Origin of the sequence: Streptomyces sp. NPDC048275 (assembly GCF_040652275.1) — a bacterium.
Taxonomy (GTDB): Bacteria; Actinomycetota; Actinomycetes; order Streptomycetales; family Streptomycetaceae; genus Streptomyces.
Genome location: NZ_JBEZLR010000028.1, coordinates 1 through 19,527, shown reverse-complemented (window position 1 = coordinate 19,527; position 19,527 = coordinate 1). Strand labels below are relative to the sequence as shown.

The following is a 19,527-nucleotide window of genomic DNA, read 5'->3' as shown; positions in this document are numbered from 1 at the left end:
CGCGGAAGGGGACCGGCCGATGGCCGGTCCCCTCCAAAACCTGCAGGTCAGGCAACTTCCCGGGTCACGTCGAATGTTATGTCCGACGCAACTCCGCCTATTTTCAGCTGCAACCGCTGGTCGAGCCGCAGCCCTCGCAGATGTAGCAGGAGCCGGCCCGCTGCATCTTCGTGCCGCAGGAGAAGCACAGAGGGGCGTCCGCCTGGATGCCCAGCTGCATCTCCACCAGTTCGGCACTGGTGTGGGCCTGCTTCGGGGCGGGCGCGGCCGCCTCGGCCTCGGCCTTCGGCGTGGCGACGGCCTTCAGCTCCTGGGCACGCGGCGCGGACTGGGCGAGGCCCTCGACGTCGACCTCGTCGTCGGCGGGCTCGTAGGAGCCCGTCTCCAGGTGGCGCTGACGCTCCTCGGCGGAGTGGATGCCGAGCGCGGAGCGCGTCTCGAAGGGCAGGAAGTCCAGCGCCAGGCGGCGGAAGATGTAGTCGACGATCGACTGCGCCATCCGCACGTCCGGGTCGTCCGTCATACCGGCCGGCTCGAAGCGCATGTTCGTGAACTTCGAGACGTACGTCTCCAGGGGCACGCCGTACTGCAGACCCACGGAGACCGCGATCGAGAAGGCGTCCATCATGCCCGCGAGGGTGGAGCCCTGCTTCGACATCTTCAGGAAGACCTCGCCGAGACCGTCGTCCGGGTAGGAGTTGGCGGTCATGTAGCCCTCGGCGCCGCCCACCGTGAAGGAGGTGGTGATGCCGGGACGCCCCTTGGGGAGGCGCTTGCGGACGGGACGGTACTCGACCACCTTCTCGACCGTCTCGCGGATGGTCGCCTCGGCCTTGGCGGTGACCTCGGCCTTCTCCTTCTCCTTGGTCTTCGCGGAGAGGGGCTGGCCGACCTTGCAGTTGTCGCGGTAGATCGCGAGCGCCTTGACGCCCATCTTCCACGCCTCGAAGTAGACCTCTTCGACGTCCTCGACCGTCGCCGTCTCCGGCAGGTTGACCGTCTTGGAGAGCGCGCCGGAGATCCACGGCTGGATCGCGGCCATCATGCGGACGTGGCCCATCGCGGAGATGGAACGCTCGCCCATGGCGCAGTCGAACACCTCATAGTGCTCGTGCTTGAGGCCCGGGGCGTCGATCACATTGCCGTGCTCGGCGATGTGGGCGACGATCGCCTCGATCTGCTCCTCCTGGTAGCCCAGGCGGCGCAGGGCCTGCGGGACGGTGCCGTTGACGATCTGCATCGAGCCGCCGCCGACCAGCTTCTTGAACTTGACCAGCGCGAGGTCGGGCTCAAGACCGGTGGTGTCGCAGGACATCGCGAGGCCGATGGTGCCGGTGGGAGCGATGACCGAGGCCTGCGCGTTGCGGAAGCCGTTCTTCTCGCCGAGGCGGATCACGTCCTGCCAGGCCTCCGTGGCGGCGGCCCAGATCGGGCTGTCCAGGTCGTCCATACGGACGGCCACGGCGTTGGCATCGGCGTGCTGCTTCATGACGCGCTGGTGCGGCTGCGCGTTGCGGGCGTAGCCGTCGTACGGACCGACGACCGCGGCAAGCTCGGCGGAACGCTTGTACGAGGTACCGGTCATCAACGAGGTGATGGCACCGGCGAGCGCGCGGCCGCCGTCGGAGTCGTACGCGTGGCCGGTCGCCATCAGGAGGGCGCCGAGGTTGGCGTAACCGATGCCCAGCTGACGGAAGGCGCGGGTGTTCTCGCCGATCTTCTGGGTCGGGAAGTCGGCGAAGCAGATGGAGATGTCCATCGCGGTGATGACCAGCTCGACGACCTTGGCGAAGCGCTCGACGTCGAAGGACTGGTGGCCCTTGCCGTCGTCCTTCAGGAACTTCATCAGGTTCAGCGAGGCGAGGTTGCAGGACGTGTTGTCCAGGTGCATGTACTCGCTGCACGGGTTCGAGCCGTTGATACGGCCGGACTCCGGGCACGTGTGCCAGTTGTTGATCGTGTCGTCGTACTGGATGCCCGGGTCGGCGCAGGCCCAGGCGGCCTCGGCCATCTTGCGGAAGAGCGCCTTGGCTTCGACCTCCTCGATGACCTCGCCGGTCATGCGGGAGGTGAGGCCGAACTTGCCGCCCTCCTCGACCGCCTTCATGAACGTGTCGTTCACGCGGACCGAGTTGTTGGCGTTCTGGTACTGGACGGACGTGATGTCGTCGCCGCCCAGGTCCATGTCGAAGCCCGCGTCACGCAGGGCGCGGATCTTCTCCTCTTCCTTGACCTTGGTCTCGATGAAGTCCTCGATGTCGGGGTGGTCGACGTCGAGGATGACCATCTTGGCCGCGCGGCGCGTGGCGCCACCCGACTTGATCGTTCCTGCGGAGGCGTCGGCACCGCGCATGAAGGAGACGGGACCCGAGGCGTTGCCGCCCGAGGAGAGGAGCTCCTTGGAGGAGCGGATACGCGACAGGTTCAGGCCGGCGCCGGAGCCGCCCTTGAAGATCATGCCCTCTTCCTTGTACCAGTCGAGGATCGACTCCATGGAGTCGTCGACGGACAGGATGAAGCAGGCGGAGACCTGCTGGGGCTGAGGCGTCCCGACATTGAACCAGACCGGGCTGTTGAAGCTGAAGATCTGGTGCAGGAGGGCGTACGCCAGCTCGTGCTCGAAGATCTCGGCGTCGGCGGGCGAGGCGAAGTACTTGTGGTCCTCACCTGCCTTCGTGTACGTCTTCACGATGCGGTCGATGAGCTGCCTGAGGCTCACCTCGCGCTGCGGGGTGCCGACGGCACCGCGGAAGTACTTGCTGGTGACGATGTTGACCGCGTTCACCGACCAGAAGCCGGGGAACTCGACGCCACGCTGCTCGAAGTTGATCGAGCCGTCGCGCCAGTTGGTCATGACGACGTCACGGCGCTCCCACTCCACCTCGTCGTACGGGTGCACGCCGGGGGTGGTGTGAATACGCTCGATGCGCAGTCCCTTGGTGGCCTTGGTTCCGCCCTTGGCGCGGGAACCTCGTGCCGGACCGCTCGCCGTCTCTGTCATGCCGCCTCCCTGTATCGGGCTAAAACGCCCTGAAGTGCCTCGTTCTTCCCGTGGCACGGTGTGTGTCTGGCGCTGCGGGCACCGCGAACGCGGCCCCTCGCAGCAGGTCTGTGGTCGCCGCCGATCGACCGGCTCATGCCGGCCCTCTCATCAGTCGGCGGCGTTGGCGGGCACGGGGACCTGCACAGTCCCTCCGGACCCGCGGTCGCTTTCCGGGCGCTCCGCGTCCGCGTCTTCGTCGTCCACGGCGGGGCCTGGCCTCGCCCCTTGCCTGAGTTCCGCGATGGCGGCCTCGAAGTCCTCGAGCGAGTCGAACGCCCGATACACGGACGCGAACCGCAGGTAGGCGACGAGGTCGAGTTCCTGCAACGGACCGAGTATGGCCAGCCCCACGTCATGGGTGGTCAGCTCGGCGCTTCCGGTGGCGCGCACCGCCTCCTCGACCCGTTGGCCGAGCTGGGCGAGGGCGTCCTCGGTGACCGGCCGCCCCTGGCACGCCTTGCGCACGCCGTTGATGACCTTGGTACGACTGAAGGGCTCGGTGACGCCGGACCGCTTGACCACCATCAGCGAGCACGTCTCCACGGTCGTGAAACGACGGGAGCAGTCGGGGCACTGGCGGCGCCTGCGGATCGACGTGCCGTCATCGGTCGTACGACTGTCGACGACGCGGCTGTCGGGGTGCCTGCAGAAGGGGCAGTGCATGGCTCCAACCCTCCTTCACAGCACGACTCATAGACCTCGCGAGACCTCCTGGGCCCCTCGAAGCAGCCCCAAGCATAGGCGATGGCGGGAGGCCCGAAGACCCGGGGGACCACAACTTCTGGGCTGCTACAGAAATCGAACCACTAGATGTGGGGATCGACCCGCAAATTCGCCCACGGCGCGCGTGTCGCACACGTATCGGCATGTGCCGCACGGCCATACCGATCCCGGGCGTACGGGGATACCGTGGCCATCGCGCGAGAAGGGGGCCGGTGCCCGGTCGGCGAGGTACCGGATGGCAGACTGGGCCGCGGCCCACATCTGTCGGCACAGCCATCGCCCCGGCGGTGAAGGGTACAACAATGATCCCTTTTGTCCGCCGGATGTAGCGTCAGCCATACACCCAAACACCTGACCACGTCAGGCAATCTGCGTTTTTTCACTCGAACGTGTGTTTGGCGCAACCTTTCGAAAGCAACTACCGTTGTCCAGCAGGGAGACCATCGAGAGGGGCCGACGTGACCACCACCGCAGACAGTGCCACCATCACTGCCCAGGACCGCTCCCAGGGCCGACTCGAGCCGGTGCATGCGATGAATGAAGCCACGAATCATGAGGGGCCCAAGCGCTCCCTGCCGGGCCGACCTCCAGGCATCCGGGCGGACAGCTCGGGACTCACCGACAGGCAGCGCCGGGTGATCGAGGTCATCAGGGACTCCGTGCAGCGACGCGGCTACCCGCCGTCGATGCGGGAGATCGGACAGGCGGTCGGCCTCTCCAGCACCTCCTCGGTCGCACATCAGTTGATGGCGCTCGAGCGCAAAGGCTTCCTGCGCCGCGACCCGCACCGCCCACGGGCATATGAGGTCCGGGGCTCCGACCAGTCCTCGGCGCAGCCCACGGACACGACGGGCAAGCCGGCCGCGTCGTACGTCCCACTCGTCGGCCGTATCGCAGCGGGTGGCCCGATCCTCGCCGAGGAGTCGGTGGAGGACGTCTTCCCCCTTCCCCGGCAGCTGGTCGGCGACGGCGAGCTGTTCGTGCTGAAGGTCGTCGGAGACTCGATGATCGAGGCCGCCATCTGCGACGGAGACTGGGTGACGGTCCGCCGCCAGCCGGTCGCGGAGAACGGCGACATCGTGGCCGCGATGCTCGACGGCGAGGCCACGGTGAAGCGCTTCAAGCGCGAGGACGGCCATGTGTGGCTGCTCCCGCACAACTCCGCGTACCAGCCCATTCCCGGCGACGAGGCGACCATCCTCGGCAAGGTGGTGGCAGTACTGCGGCGCGTGTGACAGCGCGCATCGGGCGAGACATACCGCCCAGCCCCTGATCGGGCCCCGGAACCAACTGCGCCGGTTCCGGGGCCCTGACGTTTTCCCGACCAGTCCTTGGATGTGTGCAGGCCCTGGGGGGCGTTGTTCCCGCTGCCCTTGGCGTCGTCACACGACCGGTGTTGTGGGACCGTTCCGGGCGAGGCTCCTATCGGTCCGGCCCGGAAACGCAGCTTGCACCAGCCCGCCGTGGAGACGCTACGCGTCCTCCACGCTCCGCGCCGCCTCGTCGATCGCGGCGAGCGACCGCCGCACCTGGTTACGGTCCGTGGTGTACCAGAAGTCGGGCAGTGACGCCTTGACATAGCTGCCGTAGCGCGCCGTCGCCAGTCGCTGGTCCAATACGGCCACAACACCGCGATCTCCCGTGGCTCGTACGAGGCGGCCGGCGCCCTGCGCCATCAGCAGCGCCGCATGGGTCGCGGCGACAGCCATGAAGCCATTGCCCCCGGCGTCCTCCACGGCCTTCTGGCGGGCGCTCATCAGCGGGTCGTCGGGGCGCGGGAACGGGATCTTGTCCATGACGACCAGCTGGCAGCTGGGGCCGGGGACGTCGACTCCCTGCCAGAGCGAGAGCGTGCCGAAAAGACAGGTCTTCGGATCGGCCGCGAAGTTCTTGATCAGCTCGCCGAGCGTCTCCTCTCCCTGCAGCAGGATCGGATACTCGGGGATGCGCGTCCGCAGCTCCTCCGCCGCGAGCTGGGCGGCCCGCATCGAGGAGAACAGGCCGAGCGTGCGGCCACCCGCGGCCTGGATCAGCTCGGTGAGCTCGTCCAGCATGTCCGCGCGGTCGCCGTCACGCGCGGGGCGCGACAGATGCTTGGCCACGTACAGAATGCCCTGCTTGGGGTAGTCGAAGGGCGAGCCGACGTCGACGCCCTTCCACTGCGGAAGGTCGTCGCCCTCCGTACCCTCCGGGGCCAGCCCCAGCGACGCCCCCACACCGTTGAAGTCGCCACCGAGCTTCAGCGTCGCGGAGGTGAGGACGACGGAGCGATCCGCGAAGAGCTTCTCCCTGAGAAGGCCGGACACGGACATGGGGGCGACCCGCAGCGATGCGCCGAAGCGGTCGTGGCGCTCGTACCAGACGACGTCCCACTCGGAGCCGTTCGTGATCCGCTCCGCCACGTCGTGCACGCTCTCCACCGAGGCGAGGGCCTGCTTGCGTACGGCGTCCTCGTCCTGGACTGACTTGTCGCGGGTGGAGCCGATGGCCGAAATCACCGTCCGGGCGGCGTCGCGCAGCGCCATCAGCGCGTATCCCAGATCCTCCGGGATCTCTTCCAGGCGTCCCGGCAGCGCGAGCTCCATCAGCCTCTCGAAGCCTTCGGCAGCGGTCTGAAGCTGGTCGGCAGCCTTCTCGTTGACGAGCTTCGCGGCGCGGCGGACCGCGCGGTTGACCTGGCCGGGGGTGAGCTCGCCGGTTGCGACACCGGTGACCCGGGAGACCAGCTCATGGGCCTCGTCGACGATCAGCACTTCGTGCTGCGGGAGGACCGGCGCGCCCTCGATGGCATCGATGGCGAGCAGCGCGTGGTTGGTGACGACGACCTCGGCGAGCTTGGCACGCTCGCGGGCCATCTCGGCGAAGCACTCCGCCCCATAAGCACATTTCGAGGCGCCCAGGCACTCCCGGGACGACACGGACACCTGGGCCCACGCCCGGTCGGAGACGCCCGGCGTCAGGTCGTCGCGGTCGCCTGTCTCGGTCTCGTCCGACCAGTCCCGCAGCCGCAGCAGGTCCTGCCCCAGCTTGCTCGTGGGCGCGGCCGCCTCGAACTGGTCGAAGAGGCCCTCTTCCTCGTCCTGCGGCACGCCCTCGTTCAGTCGGTGCAAGCACAGATAGTTCGACCGGCCCTTGAGCATCGCGAACTGAGGGCGGCGGCGCAGCAGCGGATGCAGCGCGTCCACGGTCCGCGGAAGATCGCGCTCCACGAGCTGCCGCTGGAGCGCCAGGGTGGCGGTGGCCACGACGACACGCTCCCCGTGGGCGAGCGCCGGCACCAGGTAGCCGAGCGACTTACCGGTACCTGTGCCCGCCTGGATCAGCAGATGGGAGCTGTCGTCGATGGCACCCGCGACGGCTTCGGCCATGGTCACCTGGCCAGGGCGCTCCGTGCCGCCGACGGCAGTGACGGCAGCATGCAGGAGTTCGGGGAGTGAGGACTCTGTCATAGCTTTGCCAGACTACGGGGCGCCACTGACAACCGGGCGATCAAGGCCGGGACGACGGACGCGATCAAGACGAGTGGGCAGCGCGTGATCAAGACCGGTGCAGGGGGTTCGGCACCGTGCCGTGCACCGCGACATGCGGGCGCTCGGGACGGTCGCGGTACCCGTCGAGGTGCAGCCGGTTGCGGTTCAGACACAGCCGCTCGATACGAGGAGTGAGCAGGTCGAACGTCTCGTAACGTTCCTTGAGATCGGGGAAGCGCGTCTGGTGGCGGACGATCTCCGCGCGGACCAGCGACCAGAACCCGGCCTCCGGAACGCCCAGTTGCTCCTGGCAGAGTGGCGCGAGATAGCGGAAGACGCCTACAAAAAGCCCGGAATGGATGAACTGGGTAAGGAACGTCGGCGGCTCGGTCAGCAGCACCTTCCGTACGTCGTCCGGCATGGACGCGTGCTCGGGCAGGGGGTCCGCGCTCACGTTGACATCGTCCACGAAGTCCTTCACGGCCAGGCGGACAGGTACGTCATGGTCGTCGAAGACAACGATCGCGTTCTCTCCATGGGGACTGAACACCGTGCCGTACCGATACAAGAAGTGCAGCAGCGGCGGCAGGAGCGCGGCGAACAGACGGCGCAGCCAGATCTCGGGGGCGAGGCCCGAGCGGGCGACCAGCTCCGCCGTGAAGGCGCGACCGCCCGGATCGGTGTGCAGGAGCACGGCCAAAGTGCGGGCGCGTTCGCCGGGCGCCAGGTGGTGTGAGAGCGGCTCGCGCCAGATCGCTCCGAGCAACTCCTTGTACTGATAGGGCACCTCGGGAAGTGCGTCGTACACGGGGTGATTCACCGTCACCGAGGCGACCTCGCCGAGCAGGATCACTCCGCAGGCGTCCCGCAGGAACGGGTCGGCGTCCCTGAGAGTCTGCATCCAAGCGGTGACGGCGGGGGCGGCGAGCGTTCGTTCCGTAGGAAGACCGCGCCACACCAGGGTGTTGAGCACGGACAGCGGCAGCTTCACCGTGTGCCGGTCCGAGCGCGAGACATTGAGGAACGTACGGATCGACTGCTGGGGCAGGCGCAGATCGCCGTCCGAGGGCAGCGGCACGATCGCGCCGACGGCGACGGACGACGCGAACAGCGGCAGCACGACGGCGTCCCACTGCCAGGGGTGCACCGGCAGACAGAGGTACGACTCCGGTGCGAGCCCGCGCGCGCGTAGTGCTGCGTCGAAGGTCTCCCTGGTGGCGGGGGCGAGCTCGCGCGCGTAGAGCTGTTCCGCGGTGTCGAGGCCCGGGACGCCTCGATAGGTGGCGAGCGTGGTGTGTACCGCGATCCACGGAAGCGCCGTCGCTCTGCGAGCCTCGGGCGTCCAGTCGGCGGCGTCTCTCGCGGAGAAGCCGAGGCGTCCCTTGTTCAGCACGATCCAGGGGTGGCCCGTCTGGTGGCCCTCCAGCTCCGCGTAGCCGAGGTCGGCGAGCTCGGCCGCCGTAAGGGCGTCACGGTCGAGGCGCACATCCGCCGCGAGCGTCGTGTTCAGCTCACGGATCACATGGCCGAGCGTCGCGCCGTCGAGTTCCAGCGTGCCGCGGGCTCGGGTGAGGAAGTCGAGCGGGTCGGTGAGCGGGCGGGGCTCTTCCCCCTCTTCCGTGAGGGTGAGCGAGGCGGGGTCGACGCGCCAGCTGTCGTATGCGGCACGGCGGGCGCGGAAGAAGAGGGTGTCACCGGCGTCGAGGCGCAGGGTGTAGGGGCGTAGGGGGGAGAGACGGGCAGGCGCGGGGGTCAGTGACCGTTGTGCGGTGTCCAGGCTGGTCGCTGCATCGTGCTGGCTGCGCGCTGGGATCAGTCCTCCCGTCGGCTCCGGCTCCGGCTCCGGCTCCGGCTCCGGCTCCGGCTCCGGCTCCGGCTCCGGCTCCGGTCGGATGATCTCCTCGTATGCGAACTCTCCGATCATCTTCGCGAGCAGTCGGCGGCCGGCTTGCTCCCATCGGTCTTTGCGCAGCTCAGGTGGGTCGTACAGGGCGGGCGGCTCTCCGAAGGCCGGGGTGGCGGATGGATTCGGCACGGGGACTCCTCGACAGGGAACCGGATCGGGACGAGCGGTGTACTAAAAGTGATGGCGCTACAACAGATCGCGCAGGGCCCGGTCTCGGACCATGAGGGCTGCCCGCTTGTCGGGCAGATCGACCTCGGCGGAGAACCGGAAACCGGCGCTCAGGAAGGCGGACACGGAGGGGGTGTTGCGCAGATCGGGTTCAGCGACGACACGTGCGCATGAAGGGCGCTTGTCCAGTACGAGGTCGGCCACCGCTCGGAGCAAGGCGGACCCGAGGCCTCGTCCGCGGTTGGCGACACTACCGATGAGGAGGTGGACTCCGGTGTCGTGCGGACGAGAGGGATAGTGGCGGGCCAGGAGATCAAGGTCCGCGCGGTAGATCTCCCAATAGCTCATGGGGGTGCCCTCGAGCACGCCGAGGCAGGGCACGCTGCGTCCGTCGCCGTCGAGTTGAAGGCGTAGATGAGCTTCGGTGGCCGACTCAGGTCCTGCCAGCTCCCAGAATTCCGCGACGGCCGGGTCGTTCATCCAGCGGGTGATGAGCGGGAGATCACGCTCGACACGTACCGGAACCAGGTGGAAGGTGCCCAGAGGAGTGATGGTCGGGCCCCAGCCACCGACGTGGTCGAGCAGGTCGTCACCGGCCGGACGGACGTGAGCGGTCTCCGCGGCATCTGCCCAGCCCTGCCAGCCCTTTCTGCCCTGCTGGTCCTGGCTGCGCTCGTCGCACCGGCCACGGCCGTCATTGGCCTTCGCGTCGCCCGCGGCCGCGCTGTGTCCCGCGGCTTCCCCGGTACCCGCGGCTGATTCGACCTCGCCGGCGAAGAGCGCGATGAGCTCGTCGGGCAGACGCAGGTCGAGGGTGTCCTCGCTGTCCGTGCCCGAGCCGGGGCCCGGGTCGGCGCCAAGATCGGTGACGGCGGCGGTGCCGGCGTCGGTGCTCGCGTCGGTGGGAGGCACGGCGACGCTCCTCTCAGGAGACGGGGTGGGTCATGGTCCTCAGGAATGAAGGGGGTTGGTGACAGTGACGTAGACGGACTGGGTGTCGACCGGGCCGACGAGTTCGTCAAGGCCGTGCAGCCGGGTCAGCAGGTTGGCCTTGCACCGCAGGACGGGTGAGTCGAGCAGGTGGGCGGGCAAGGACGTACGCAGTCGCGCCGGGCCGGAGGCCACGTCGGTGAGGAAGCGGCGGAAAGCGGCGAGCAACAGCTGTTCATCGGCAAGGCGTTGGGAGCCGAAGGCGCCGATGAGACCGAGCACGTTGTTGATGGCGAGGTAGTAGGCGAAGCGTTCGTCGGTGACCTCGTCGGAGACGAAAGTGTCGCTGTGCTCGCCGATGCCGGGCAGCCGGGCGTCGAGTTCCTCGCGCCGTGAGGCGCGGAAGTAGTAGCCCTGGTTGTCGCGGTAGCGGCCGCCCGCGGGCCAGCCCTCGGGGTCCAACAGGAGGAGGGTGTTCTGCTGGTGTGCTTCCAGCGCGATCCCGGCTTCGCCGTCCAGCCAGAGCACGGGGCGTACGACCTGCTCCAGGTAGCGCAGGAACCACTCGGTGGCGACGGCACCCCGAGGTCGACTGGTGCGCCCGGCGAGGCGGGTGACGATCTCGGCGAGCCGGGACCGCATAGCGGGCCTGTCGTGTGGCTGACTCCGTGCGCCGGGTTGGGCGTGGGGCCGAGGTGAGACGAGCCCCGCGATGCAGCCCGCGTCGTCCATCGGGCCGAACGGGTTGTGGCGGATCATCACGTCGAGCCCGACCAGAGGGGTGCCGTCGGGGGCATTGACGGCGAGCCAGGCCGGGTCGCGGACGATGTCGAAGCCCGGGTGGGCGGCCTGCCATTGCTTGGCCAGGCCACTGCGCAGCAGACGGTGGACCTCCACTCCACGGTGGAGTTCCTTGCGGAGGTTCTCACGACGGGAGTTGGTGATGCGCAGGCCCAGCGACAGTTTCAGCATCGCGGGAGCGCCGGAGCGGTAGAGGGTGCGGACGGAGGAGGTGGGGTGCCAGGCGGAGCCGTGCGGGCCGAGGTCCCGGAGCAGCCCCGCGTCGAGCAGCGCCGCGGTCTCGGGACGGTGCCGGACCTCGCCCATCTGCCAGGGGTGCAGCGGCAGGGCGGCATACCCGTCGGGCAGCGACAGCCCGGCTCCGGCCAGCCGCGCGGTGAGCTGCTCGGCGGAGACGGGGCGACCGCGCTCCGTCCACGCCGAGCCGGCTGCCAGCACCGACGGGGCGACCGCCATCCAGTGCAGCGGAAAGGAGCCGCGCAGCTCAGGTGAGTACCGCCGTGCTTCGGCCTCGGAAAGTCCCTCCCGGCTCTTCGGGGTGGGGTGCCACGGGTGTCCCAGCAGAAGTGACTGCTCGGCGGCGAGAAAGAAGTCGGGGGTGTCGGCGGGGCGTTCCCTGCGGTCGCTGAGAAATACGACCGTGCGCCGCACGGAGTCCGCGACGCGGCCGACAAGGTCGGAACCGTCACCGGCGGGGTTGTGCGGGTCCTGCGCGGAAGCGTCGGGCACGGGGTCGGCAGCGGGCGCCGTGCCGGCCGTGGCTGTCGCGTCGGTGGGGGGCGCGGGATCATCGGCGGGCGCCGCAGTGCCCGCAGGCGCCGCAGTGCCCGCGGTTGTCGTCGCGACGCCAGCCAACATCTCCGCGCCCAGCGCGGTCTCGGCGGACGCCTCCGTCTCGGCGCCCGTCGCCGTTTGGCGCGCGAGCAGTGCTGCCAGCGTGACCGCGTCGGCGGGCGGTGCCCCGTCGGGAGTGTCGGCGAGGTGTGGGAGGCCGAAGCGGTGCCAGCCTGTCGGGGACCAGTAGCGGACCGGGGCAAGGAGGGACGTGCCGCTGGCAGGGAGGGGGATGCGGAGGGTGCCGTCGGTGGGGGCGGACAGGTTGTTCTCCCGCACCCAGCAGCGCAGCAGGTTCTCGACCGCAGCCGACTGGGCCGCGGTGTGAGCGGCGGGGTGCTCCAGCAGGTCGGCGGTGGTGCCGCGCAGCCGCTCGACCTCCCCTGCCCCTCTCTTCTGCCGGGGGACCGATTCGGCCCCCGGCGCGAGCGGGGTCTGCGTGCCACGGGCGGCTCGCTCGTGGGTGTCGGGACGGCCGTCGGATGCGGGGGTGGCGTTCAAGAGAGTTCCTCGTGGGGTCGTTCAGGCTCGTGCGGCGACGAACCGAGGCGGTACTGGCGTACGTGGTGCGTGCTGCGTCGTGCGTGGGGCCTTTGGTGTTCCTGGTTGATCGGGTGGGGTCTGTGGATCAGGTCGAGGGAGTGGTGGTCCGGGTGAGGGACTGTTTCCTGCCTCAGCGAGCGGCGGCCCGGGGCGGGGACATTGGTGCGGGAGACGGACGCTGCTTGGGGGCGGGAGGCGGTCGGCTGCGGGGGGGCACAGTGGGATGTGGCCGGCCAGCACCCAGGTCCTATCCGGCGAGCTCACCGAATTCGTGGCTCCGGCCCTGCTCGGCTGGTTCACCCGGCTCACCACGGCCCCCGCCGCTCCGCAGAACCGGACCACCACGGCCCGAACCCCCGCCCACCGCCGCCCCGATCGCGTCCGCCAGTCGGTCGAGCACCGCGGTCGCCTGTTCGTCGCTGATGGTCAGGGGTGGGAGGAGCCGCACCACGCTGGAGTGCCGGCCCCCCCGTTCCACGATCAGGCCCCGGTGCAGGCACTCGCGTTGCACAGCGACGGCCAGTTCGGGGGCGGCGGGTCGGGGACCGTCGGCGGCGGGATTCGCGCATGCCTCGGGGTTCACCAGCTCGACACCGATCATCAGCCCACGGCCACGTACGTCGCCGATGCAGGAGAACTCCCCTGCGAGTTGGCGGAGTTGAGTGAGCATGCGGTCACCCAGGATTGCGGCGCGCTCGGCGAGACCGTTCTCGCGAACGTACGCGAGGGTCGCCGCGCCAGCGGCCATGGCGAGTTGGTTGCCGCGGAACGTGCCGGCGTGGGCGCCCGGCTGCCAGACGTCGAGGTCGTCGCGGTAGACGACGACGGCCAGGGGCAGACTGCCACCGATGGCTTTGGACAGGACCATCACGTCCGGGGTGATCCCGCTGTGCTCCACGGCCCAGAAGACGCCGGTCCGGCCGACCCCGGTCTGGACCTCGTCGGCGATCAGGGGAATGGAGCGCGCCGCGGTGATCTCGCGCATCCGGCGCATCCAGCCGTCGGGCGCGGGAATCACTCCGCCCTCGCCCTGGACGGGTTCGAGGATCATCCCGGCAGGGTGGGACACGCCCGACTTGGTGTCGTCGAGCACGGACTCGGTCCAGCGCGCGCCGAGTTCGGCTCCGCGCTCGCCGCCGATACCGAACGGACAGCGGTAGTCCTGCGGGTAGGGCAGCCGCGCGACCCGCACCTCGGTCGCTCCCCCGGACGCTTCGAGCGCCCCCGCGGTCATTCCGTGATACGCGCCGGTGAACGCGAGCATCCCGGAGCGCCCGGTCGCCGCGCGCACCAGCTTGAACGCGGCCTCGACGGCATCCGTCCCGGCCGGTCCACAGAACTGCACCCGGGCGCGGCCGGCGAACTCCGGCGGCAACGTGCGGAACAGCTCGGTCGTGAAGGCGTCCTTGACGGGCGTGGCGAGGTCGAGGACGTGCAACGGTGCCCCGGAGTCGAGGACCTTTCTGATCGCCTCCAGGACCACCGGGTGGTTGTGCCCCAGGGCCAGGGCCCCCGCGCCGGAGAGGCAGTCGAGATACCGGCGCCCGTCCGCGCCCTCGATCGTCAGCCCGCGCGCCCGGACGGGGACGATCGGCAGGGCGCGCGCATAGGTGCGCGCCGCCGACTCGCGCGCCGACTGGCGCCGCAGAATCCCCTCATGCGCCGTGCGCGCCCGCTCGGACGGGCCGACACCCTCTCGCGCCGTCTCGGGCACACCTTCCCGCGGCTCCTCGGGCTCGCGCCCCACCGGCACCACCGCAGACTCGGTCACGGCCACGACTTCGGGTCCTCCCGCTCTCCAAAGGCGAGTTGGCAGGGGGCTCTGAACGCAGGCGGCAGACCCCCGTACGTACCAACGACGCGCCCCATGGTGGGAAGCGGGTGAGTCCAAGATCCTTGTGGGGACGGAACCGATGCGGTGACGGCCCGGCCAAGGATGGAGAGGTAGGTGACATCAATCGCCCACCTCCGTCAGCGACCACGGGGCATTCATGACCCGGTACGCTCCCAGCCCCGGCGCGGGGCGCGGGCACCGAGCCCGGTGTCGCGGCTGCGGTAGACGATGTAGGGACGGGTCAGGTAGCCGAGCGGCGCGGTGAGCATGTGGACGAGCCGGGTGAAGGGCCAGGCCGCGAAGAGCAGCAGGGCACTGAGGGCGTGGAGTTGGAACAGCACCGGGGCGCCGGTCATCAGGTCCGGATCGAGCTGGAGGTAGAAGAGGGAGCGGAACCAGGGGGAGACGGTTTCGCGGTAGTCGTAGCCGCCGCCGACGACGTTCGCGGCCACGGTGGCGGACAGGCCCAGCGCGATGGTCACGGTGAGGGAGACGTACATGGCCTTGTCGTTGCGGGTGGTGACGGAGAAGACCGGGCCGACGGTGCGCCGCCGGTAGATCAGGATGGCCAGCCCGCCGAGAGTGGCGGCGCCGGCGACCATACCGAGGGCGACCGCGACGATGTGGTAGGTGTGCTCGCTGATCCCGGCCGCTTCGGTCCAGCTCTTGGGAATGACCAGGCCGCCGATATGGCCGATCAGGACGCCGAGGATGCCGAGGATGCCGAAGTGGAACAGCGGGCTGCCGATACGCAGCAGCCGCCTCTCGTAGAGCTGGGAGGAGCGGGTGGTCCAGCCGAACTTGTCGTAGCGGTAGCGCCAGACGTGGCCGAGGACGAATACCGCGAGGCAGACATGGGGCAGGACGATCCACAGCAGAATGCCGCCGATGCCTGCTTCCGGAGCCGCGGTGACGAACTGCGCGGGCGCGGTCATCGGGGACCTCCTACTACGGGGTCGGGCAGGAACACCGGGGATGCGTACGGGTCGAGTCCGACCTGCTCCTCGGGCGGGCCCTGGGCGGCCAGGCGCATCACGGCTTCGCGGTCGTCGCCGGCGAGAGCCGGCAGGGTGGCGGAGAGGGAGTCCAGGACATACGCCCAGGGCGAGCCGTCGTCGGTCAGAGCCAGCCGCAGTAGTTCCAGGCCGGCGCGGTGTTCGGTGAGCAGGCGCGCTCCGGTGGCGGGGTCGGCGGCGGCGAATTCGAGGACGACGGCGAGGTGGTCGGGCAGTTCGTCGTCGGCGAGGCGCCATCCGGCCGCAGCATAGGTCTGCTTCAACCGCAGCAGGCCGATGCCGCGTTTTCGGGTGTCACCGTACGCGTAGTACGTCAGATACGGGCAGCAGCGTTTGCGGAGGTCGAAGGTGGCCACGTAGGCGGCGGCCAGGTCCGCGGGCGCGGTCTGCTCGGCGTGGGCGGTGAAGCGCAGCAGGGGCGGGCGCCCGGGTCGGGAAGGGTGACGGCGATTCGCGCATGTACGCGCGCATGGCGGCCAGACGGCGCAGCACGGCGTCGACGGGCGCGGGGTCCCCGGCGGTGAACAGCTGGGCAAGGTAGTCGACGGGGATGCGCAGGGCGTCGACGGCGGCGAAGAGGTTGTGGTGGTCCTCGCCGTCCTGGCCGGTGTCGCGGACGGCGTCGACCACCGGGGACAGCGGGGGGATGTACCAGACCATGGGCATCGTCCGGTACTCCGGGTGCAGCGGCAGGGCGACCTTGAAGGTGTTGATCAGGGCGTGGATCGGGGAACGCTGGGCGGCCTCGATCCAGTCCCGCGGGATGCCGGCTTTCTCCGCCGCGGCGATCACCTGCGGGTCGTCGGGAGTCGAGGAAGACCTGCCGCTGGGCCTCGTACAGGCCGGTGTCGTCCGGGGTGGAGGCGGCTTCCAGGACGCGGTCGGCGTCGTAGAGGACGAGACCGATGTAGCGCAGCCGGCCCACGCAGGTCTCGGAGCCGACGGTGGGCAGGCCGACCTCGACGCGCGGGAAGCAGAGCGTGCACTTCTCGGCCGCCCGCGGCGCCGACCACTCCGGTGACCGAGCCGACCTGGCCGGCCGGGGCCAGCAGGGCCACCAGGGCGAAGGTCGCCCCGCTGCCCGCCCCGAGCGCGGCCGCCATGGCCAGGAAGGCAATGGTCCCCACTGGCGCCAGCGCCGGGGTGAACGACTGCGCGACCGCCCCTGCCACGACCACGGCCAGCGAGCCGGCCAGCACCCGGATCGGGCCCAGCCGGTCGGACAGCCAGCCAGCCACCCATCGGGCGCATCGCCACCGCCAGCAGCACGAACCCCGCCACGCGGTTCGCGGCGTCCGCCTGGGTCAGGCCGTAGCCGGTCCTGAGGTAGGTGGGCAAGTAGACGGAGAAGGCGACGTAGCCACCGAAGGCCACCGCGTACAGCGCGGACGCCTGCCAGGTGATGCCCAGCCGGGCGGTGGCGGCCAGCCTGCGGACCAGGGGTTCGGTCGGTACGGTTCGGCCGGGGGCGTCGCGCAGCAGCAGCGCGGCGACAACGGCGTACACGGCCAGGACCACGGCGGTGATCAGGAACGGTGTCGCCATACCGTGCGCGTCGACCAGCTTCACGGTGGTCAGGGCGCTGATGGCGGTACCGCCCATACCGGCGCCGAAGATGCCGATGGCCAGGCCGCGCCGCTCGGGCGGGAACCAGGCGTTGACGAGGGGCACGCCGACAGCGAAGGTGGTGCCGCCGATGCCGAGGAAGAATCCGCCGATCAGCAGCGCGGCGAGGGAGGAATGCCTGGCCAGGCCGAGATAGAGCACCGGCACGACGGTGACCGCCGACACGATCGGGAACATGACGCGCCCGCCGTACCGGTCGGTCAGCGCGCCGACCGGGATACGGCCCAGGGAGCCGACCACGACCGGCACCGCCACCAGCAGCGACTGCTCGAACGACGACAGATCAAGGCTGTCCTTGAGCCGGGGGCCGAGCGGGCTGAGCAGCGCAGCGGGGGGCCGACAGCCAGCGACAGGATCAGACGCGGGAGAACGTCAAACCGGCGATCGCTGGAGCCGGCCTCGACGACGCTCTCTCAGGTGGCGGGGGTGATGGTGACCTTGACGTGTTTCATGAGCGGCTGGTCGCTCTGGGTGCTGTAGTTGCAGATCGCGCAGAGCACGTTCATCTCCGGCATGTACCCGGCGGCGCAACCCCGTGGGATGTCGTAGGGGATCGCGAGGAAGCCGGCCAGAGAGCGGGTGCTGCCGTCCTTGGCGGTGCTGGTGATGTCGACCGGATCGAACTCGGAGAGGCCGCGCTCGCGCATGTCGTCCTTGTTCATGAAGACGAGCGTGCGCAGATTCTTGATGCCGCGGTAGCGGTCGTTGTCGGAGTAGATGGTCGTGTTCCACTGGTCGTGCGAACGCACGGTGCCCAGCGCCAGGGTGCCGTGGGCGGGGACGACGTCGGGCAGGGGCGCGGTGGAGAACTCGGCGCGTCCCGACGGCGTGAGGAAGACCAGTTCGCGGGCGGGCTGCTTGATCCGGAAGCCGAGCGGCAGACGTACACGTCGGTTGAAGTCCTCGAAACCGTCGAGGGCTTGGGACATGGTGTCGCGGATGCGGTCGTAGTCCTCGATGTACCACTCCCAGGCAGTGGGGCTGTCCGGCAGGGCGGCGCGGGCGATCCCGGCGATGATGGCGGGCTCGGACAGCAGGTGCCGCGAGGCGGGGCGCTTCATGCCGACGGACAGGTGGACCATGCTCATCGAGTCCTCGACCGAGATGCTCTGGATGCCGTGGCGCTGGTCGTCCTTCTCGGTGCGGCCCAGGCAGGGCAGGATGAGCGCCCGCCGGCCGTGGACGAGATGGCTGCGATTGAGCTTGGTGCTCACCTGGACGGTGAGTTCGCACCTGCGCAGTGCCTCGTAGGTGTACGGGGTGTCGGGCGCGGCGAGGGCGAAGTTGCCGCCCATGCCGACGAACACCTTCACGTCGCCGCGGTGCATCGCGTGAATGGTGCCGACGGTGTCCAGGCCGTGCTCACGGGGCGCGTCGATCTTGCAGGCCTCGTCGAGGCGCTCCAAGAACTCCTCGGTGGGCCGGTGGTCGATGCCGCAGGTCCGGTTGCCCTGGACGTTGCTGTTCCCGCGCACGGGGGACGGTCCCGCTCCCTCCCGCCCCAGATTGCCGCGCAACAGCAGGACGTTGATGATCTCCCGCACGGTGTCGACACCATGTTCGTGCTGGCTGACGCCCAGGCACCAGCTGATGATGCTGCGGTCGGCGTCGCGGTACACGTGTGCCGCCTTGAGGATCTCGTCGCGGCCAAGCCCGGACTGGTGCTCGATCTCCTCCCAGGAGGTCTCCTCGCACAGGGCCCGGTACTCGCCGAAGCCCGCGGTGTGCCGGTCGATGAACTCCTGGTCCAGCGCCTTGGGGTCGGTCTTGGCCTGCTCCAGGACCGTCTTGGAGATGCCGCGCAGGAGCGCCATGTCGCCGCCGATGCGCGGTTGCAGGTTCAGCGTGCTGGTCCGGGTCGTGTGGAACGTGGCCATGTCCAGGAAGCCGTGCGGGACGATGGTGCGCGTCGCCGCCGCCTCGACCAGCGGGTTGATGTGCACGATCTGGGCGCCACGGCGGTGGGCCTCGGCGAGAGCGGTGAGCATCCTGGGCGCGTTGGAGGCGGCGTTGACGCCCATGATGAACAGGGCGTCGGTCACCTCCCAGTCCTTGAGGTCGACGGTCCCCTTGCCGGTCCCCAGGGACGCCCGCAGTGCGCGACCGCTGGCCTCGTGGCACATGTTGGAACAGTCCGGCAGGTTGTTCGTGCCCAGTTCGCGGGCCATCAGCTGATAGAGGAACGTGGCCTCGTTGCCGAGGCGGCCGGAGGTGTAGAACGACGCCTGATCCGGGTTGCCGAGTTCGCGCAGGGCTCTGCCGACCTTCTCGAACGCGTCGTGCCAGCTGATCGGGACGTAGTGGTCGGACTCCGGGTCGTAGACCATCGGTTCGGTCAGCCGGCCCTGGTCCTCCAGGTCGAAGTCGCTCCAGCCGAACAGCTCCGTGACCGAATGAGCGGCGAAGAACTCGCGGCCGACCCGCTTGTGGGTCATCTCCCACGTGACGTGCTTGATGCCGTTCTCGCAGATGTCCAGGTGCAGGCCCTTGGTGTCGTCGGGCCAGGCACATCCGGGGCAGTCGAAGCCACTCTTCTCGTGGTTCATCCGCATGATCGCCCGGGGCCCGTCCACGAGGGCGCCCCCCGCGCCGGCCCCCCGCCCCCACCCCAGTCCGCCCCCCCCCCCCGCCCC

At 69.6% G+C, this 19,527-nt stretch carries 11 protein-coding genes and 2 pseudogenes; 1 reads left to right on the top strand and 12 read right to left on the bottom strand.

Annotated elements, in window-relative coordinates; translation table 11 throughout:
* Window positions 1–103: 103 nt before the first annotated feature.
* Together AB0D57_RS18645 and nrdR are read right to left on the bottom strand one after the other, a co-directional pair.
* Window positions 104–3,001, bottom strand: coding sequence for a vitamin B12-dependent ribonucleotide reductase (locus tag AB0D57_RS18645; RefSeq protein ID WP_362073417.1), 2,898 nt, complete (start codon window positions 2,999–3,001; stop codon window positions 104–106).
* Window positions 3,002–3,151: 150 nt separating this feature from the next.
* A complete protein-coding gene (gene nrdR, locus AB0D57_RS18640; protein WP_362073414.1) occupies window positions 3,152–3,706 on the bottom strand; it encodes a transcriptional regulator NrdR in 555 nt (184 codons plus the stop codon).
* 518 nt (window positions 3,707–4,224) lie between these two features.
* Here nrdR and lexA point away from each other — a divergent pair.
* Window positions 4,225–5,001 (top strand): transcriptional repressor LexA, encoded by a 777-nt coding sequence (lexA, locus tag AB0D57_RS18635; RefSeq protein WP_362073411.1) that lies wholly within the window; start codon window positions 4,225–4,227, stop codon window positions 4,999–5,001.
* Window positions 5,002–5,238: 237 nt separating this feature from the next.
* Here the strand turns inward: lexA and AB0D57_RS18630 are convergent, their stop codons facing one another.
* The 10 genes and pseudogenes from AB0D57_RS18630 to AB0D57_RS18585 form a co-directional block, all read right to left on the bottom strand.
* A complete protein-coding gene (locus AB0D57_RS18630; protein ID WP_362073408.1) occupies window positions 5,239–7,215 on the bottom strand; it encodes an ATP-dependent DNA helicase in 1,977 nt (658 codons plus the stop codon).
* Window positions 7,216–7,303: 88 nt separating this feature from the next.
* A complete protein-coding gene (locus AB0D57_RS18625) occupies window positions 7,304–9,160 on the bottom strand; it encodes an IucA/IucC family siderophore biosynthesis protein (RefSeq protein WP_362073609.1) in 1,857 nt (618 codons plus the stop codon).
* Between the two features lie 168 nt (window positions 9,161–9,328).
* Window positions 9,329–10,222, bottom strand: a complete 894-nt coding sequence (locus AB0D57_RS18620; protein WP_362073404.1) for a GNAT family N-acetyltransferase — start codon at window positions 10,220–10,222, stop codon at window positions 9,329–9,331.
* Window positions 10,223–10,261: 39 nt separating this feature from the next.
* Window positions 10,262–12,244, bottom strand: a complete 1,983-nt coding sequence (locus AB0D57_RS18615; RefSeq protein ID WP_362073606.1) for an IucA/IucC family protein — start codon at window positions 12,242–12,244, stop codon at window positions 10,262–10,264.
* Between the two features lie 421 nt (window positions 12,245–12,665).
* A complete protein-coding gene (locus AB0D57_RS18610) occupies window positions 12,666–14,132 on the bottom strand; it encodes a diaminobutyrate--2-oxoglutarate transaminase family protein (protein WP_362073603.1) in 1,467 nt (488 codons plus the stop codon).
* Between the two features lie 275 nt (window positions 14,133–14,407).
* Window positions 14,408–15,187, bottom strand: coding sequence for a respiratory nitrate reductase subunit gamma (narI, locus tag AB0D57_RS18605; protein WP_362073401.1), 780 nt, complete (start codon window positions 15,185–15,187; stop codon window positions 14,408–14,410).
* On the bottom strand, window positions 15,184–15,804 hold the full coding sequence (gene narJ, locus AB0D57_RS18600; protein ID WP_362073398.1) for a nitrate reductase molybdenum cofactor assembly chaperone: 621 nt from the start codon (window positions 15,802–15,804) through the stop codon (window positions 15,184–15,186). Before narJ ends, narI begins: the two co-directional genes overlap by 4 nt.
* Window positions 15,722–16,262: pseudogene (narY, locus tag AB0D57_RS18595) on the bottom strand (nitrate reductase subunit beta); the annotation flags it as partial. The gene narJ and the pseudogene narY, both read right to left, overlap by 83 nt.
* Window positions 16,261–17,218 (bottom strand): annotated as a pseudogene (locus tag AB0D57_RS18590) (MFS transporter); the annotation flags it as partial. The pseudogenes narY and AB0D57_RS18590, both read right to left, overlap by 2 nt.
* An 89-nt stretch (window positions 17,219–17,307) precedes the next feature.
* Window positions 17,308–19,506, bottom strand: coding sequence for an FdhF/YdeP family oxidoreductase (locus AB0D57_RS18585; protein WP_362073600.1), 2,199 nt, complete (start codon window positions 19,504–19,506; stop codon window positions 17,308–17,310).
* Window positions 19,507–19,527: the final 21 nt, after the last annotated feature.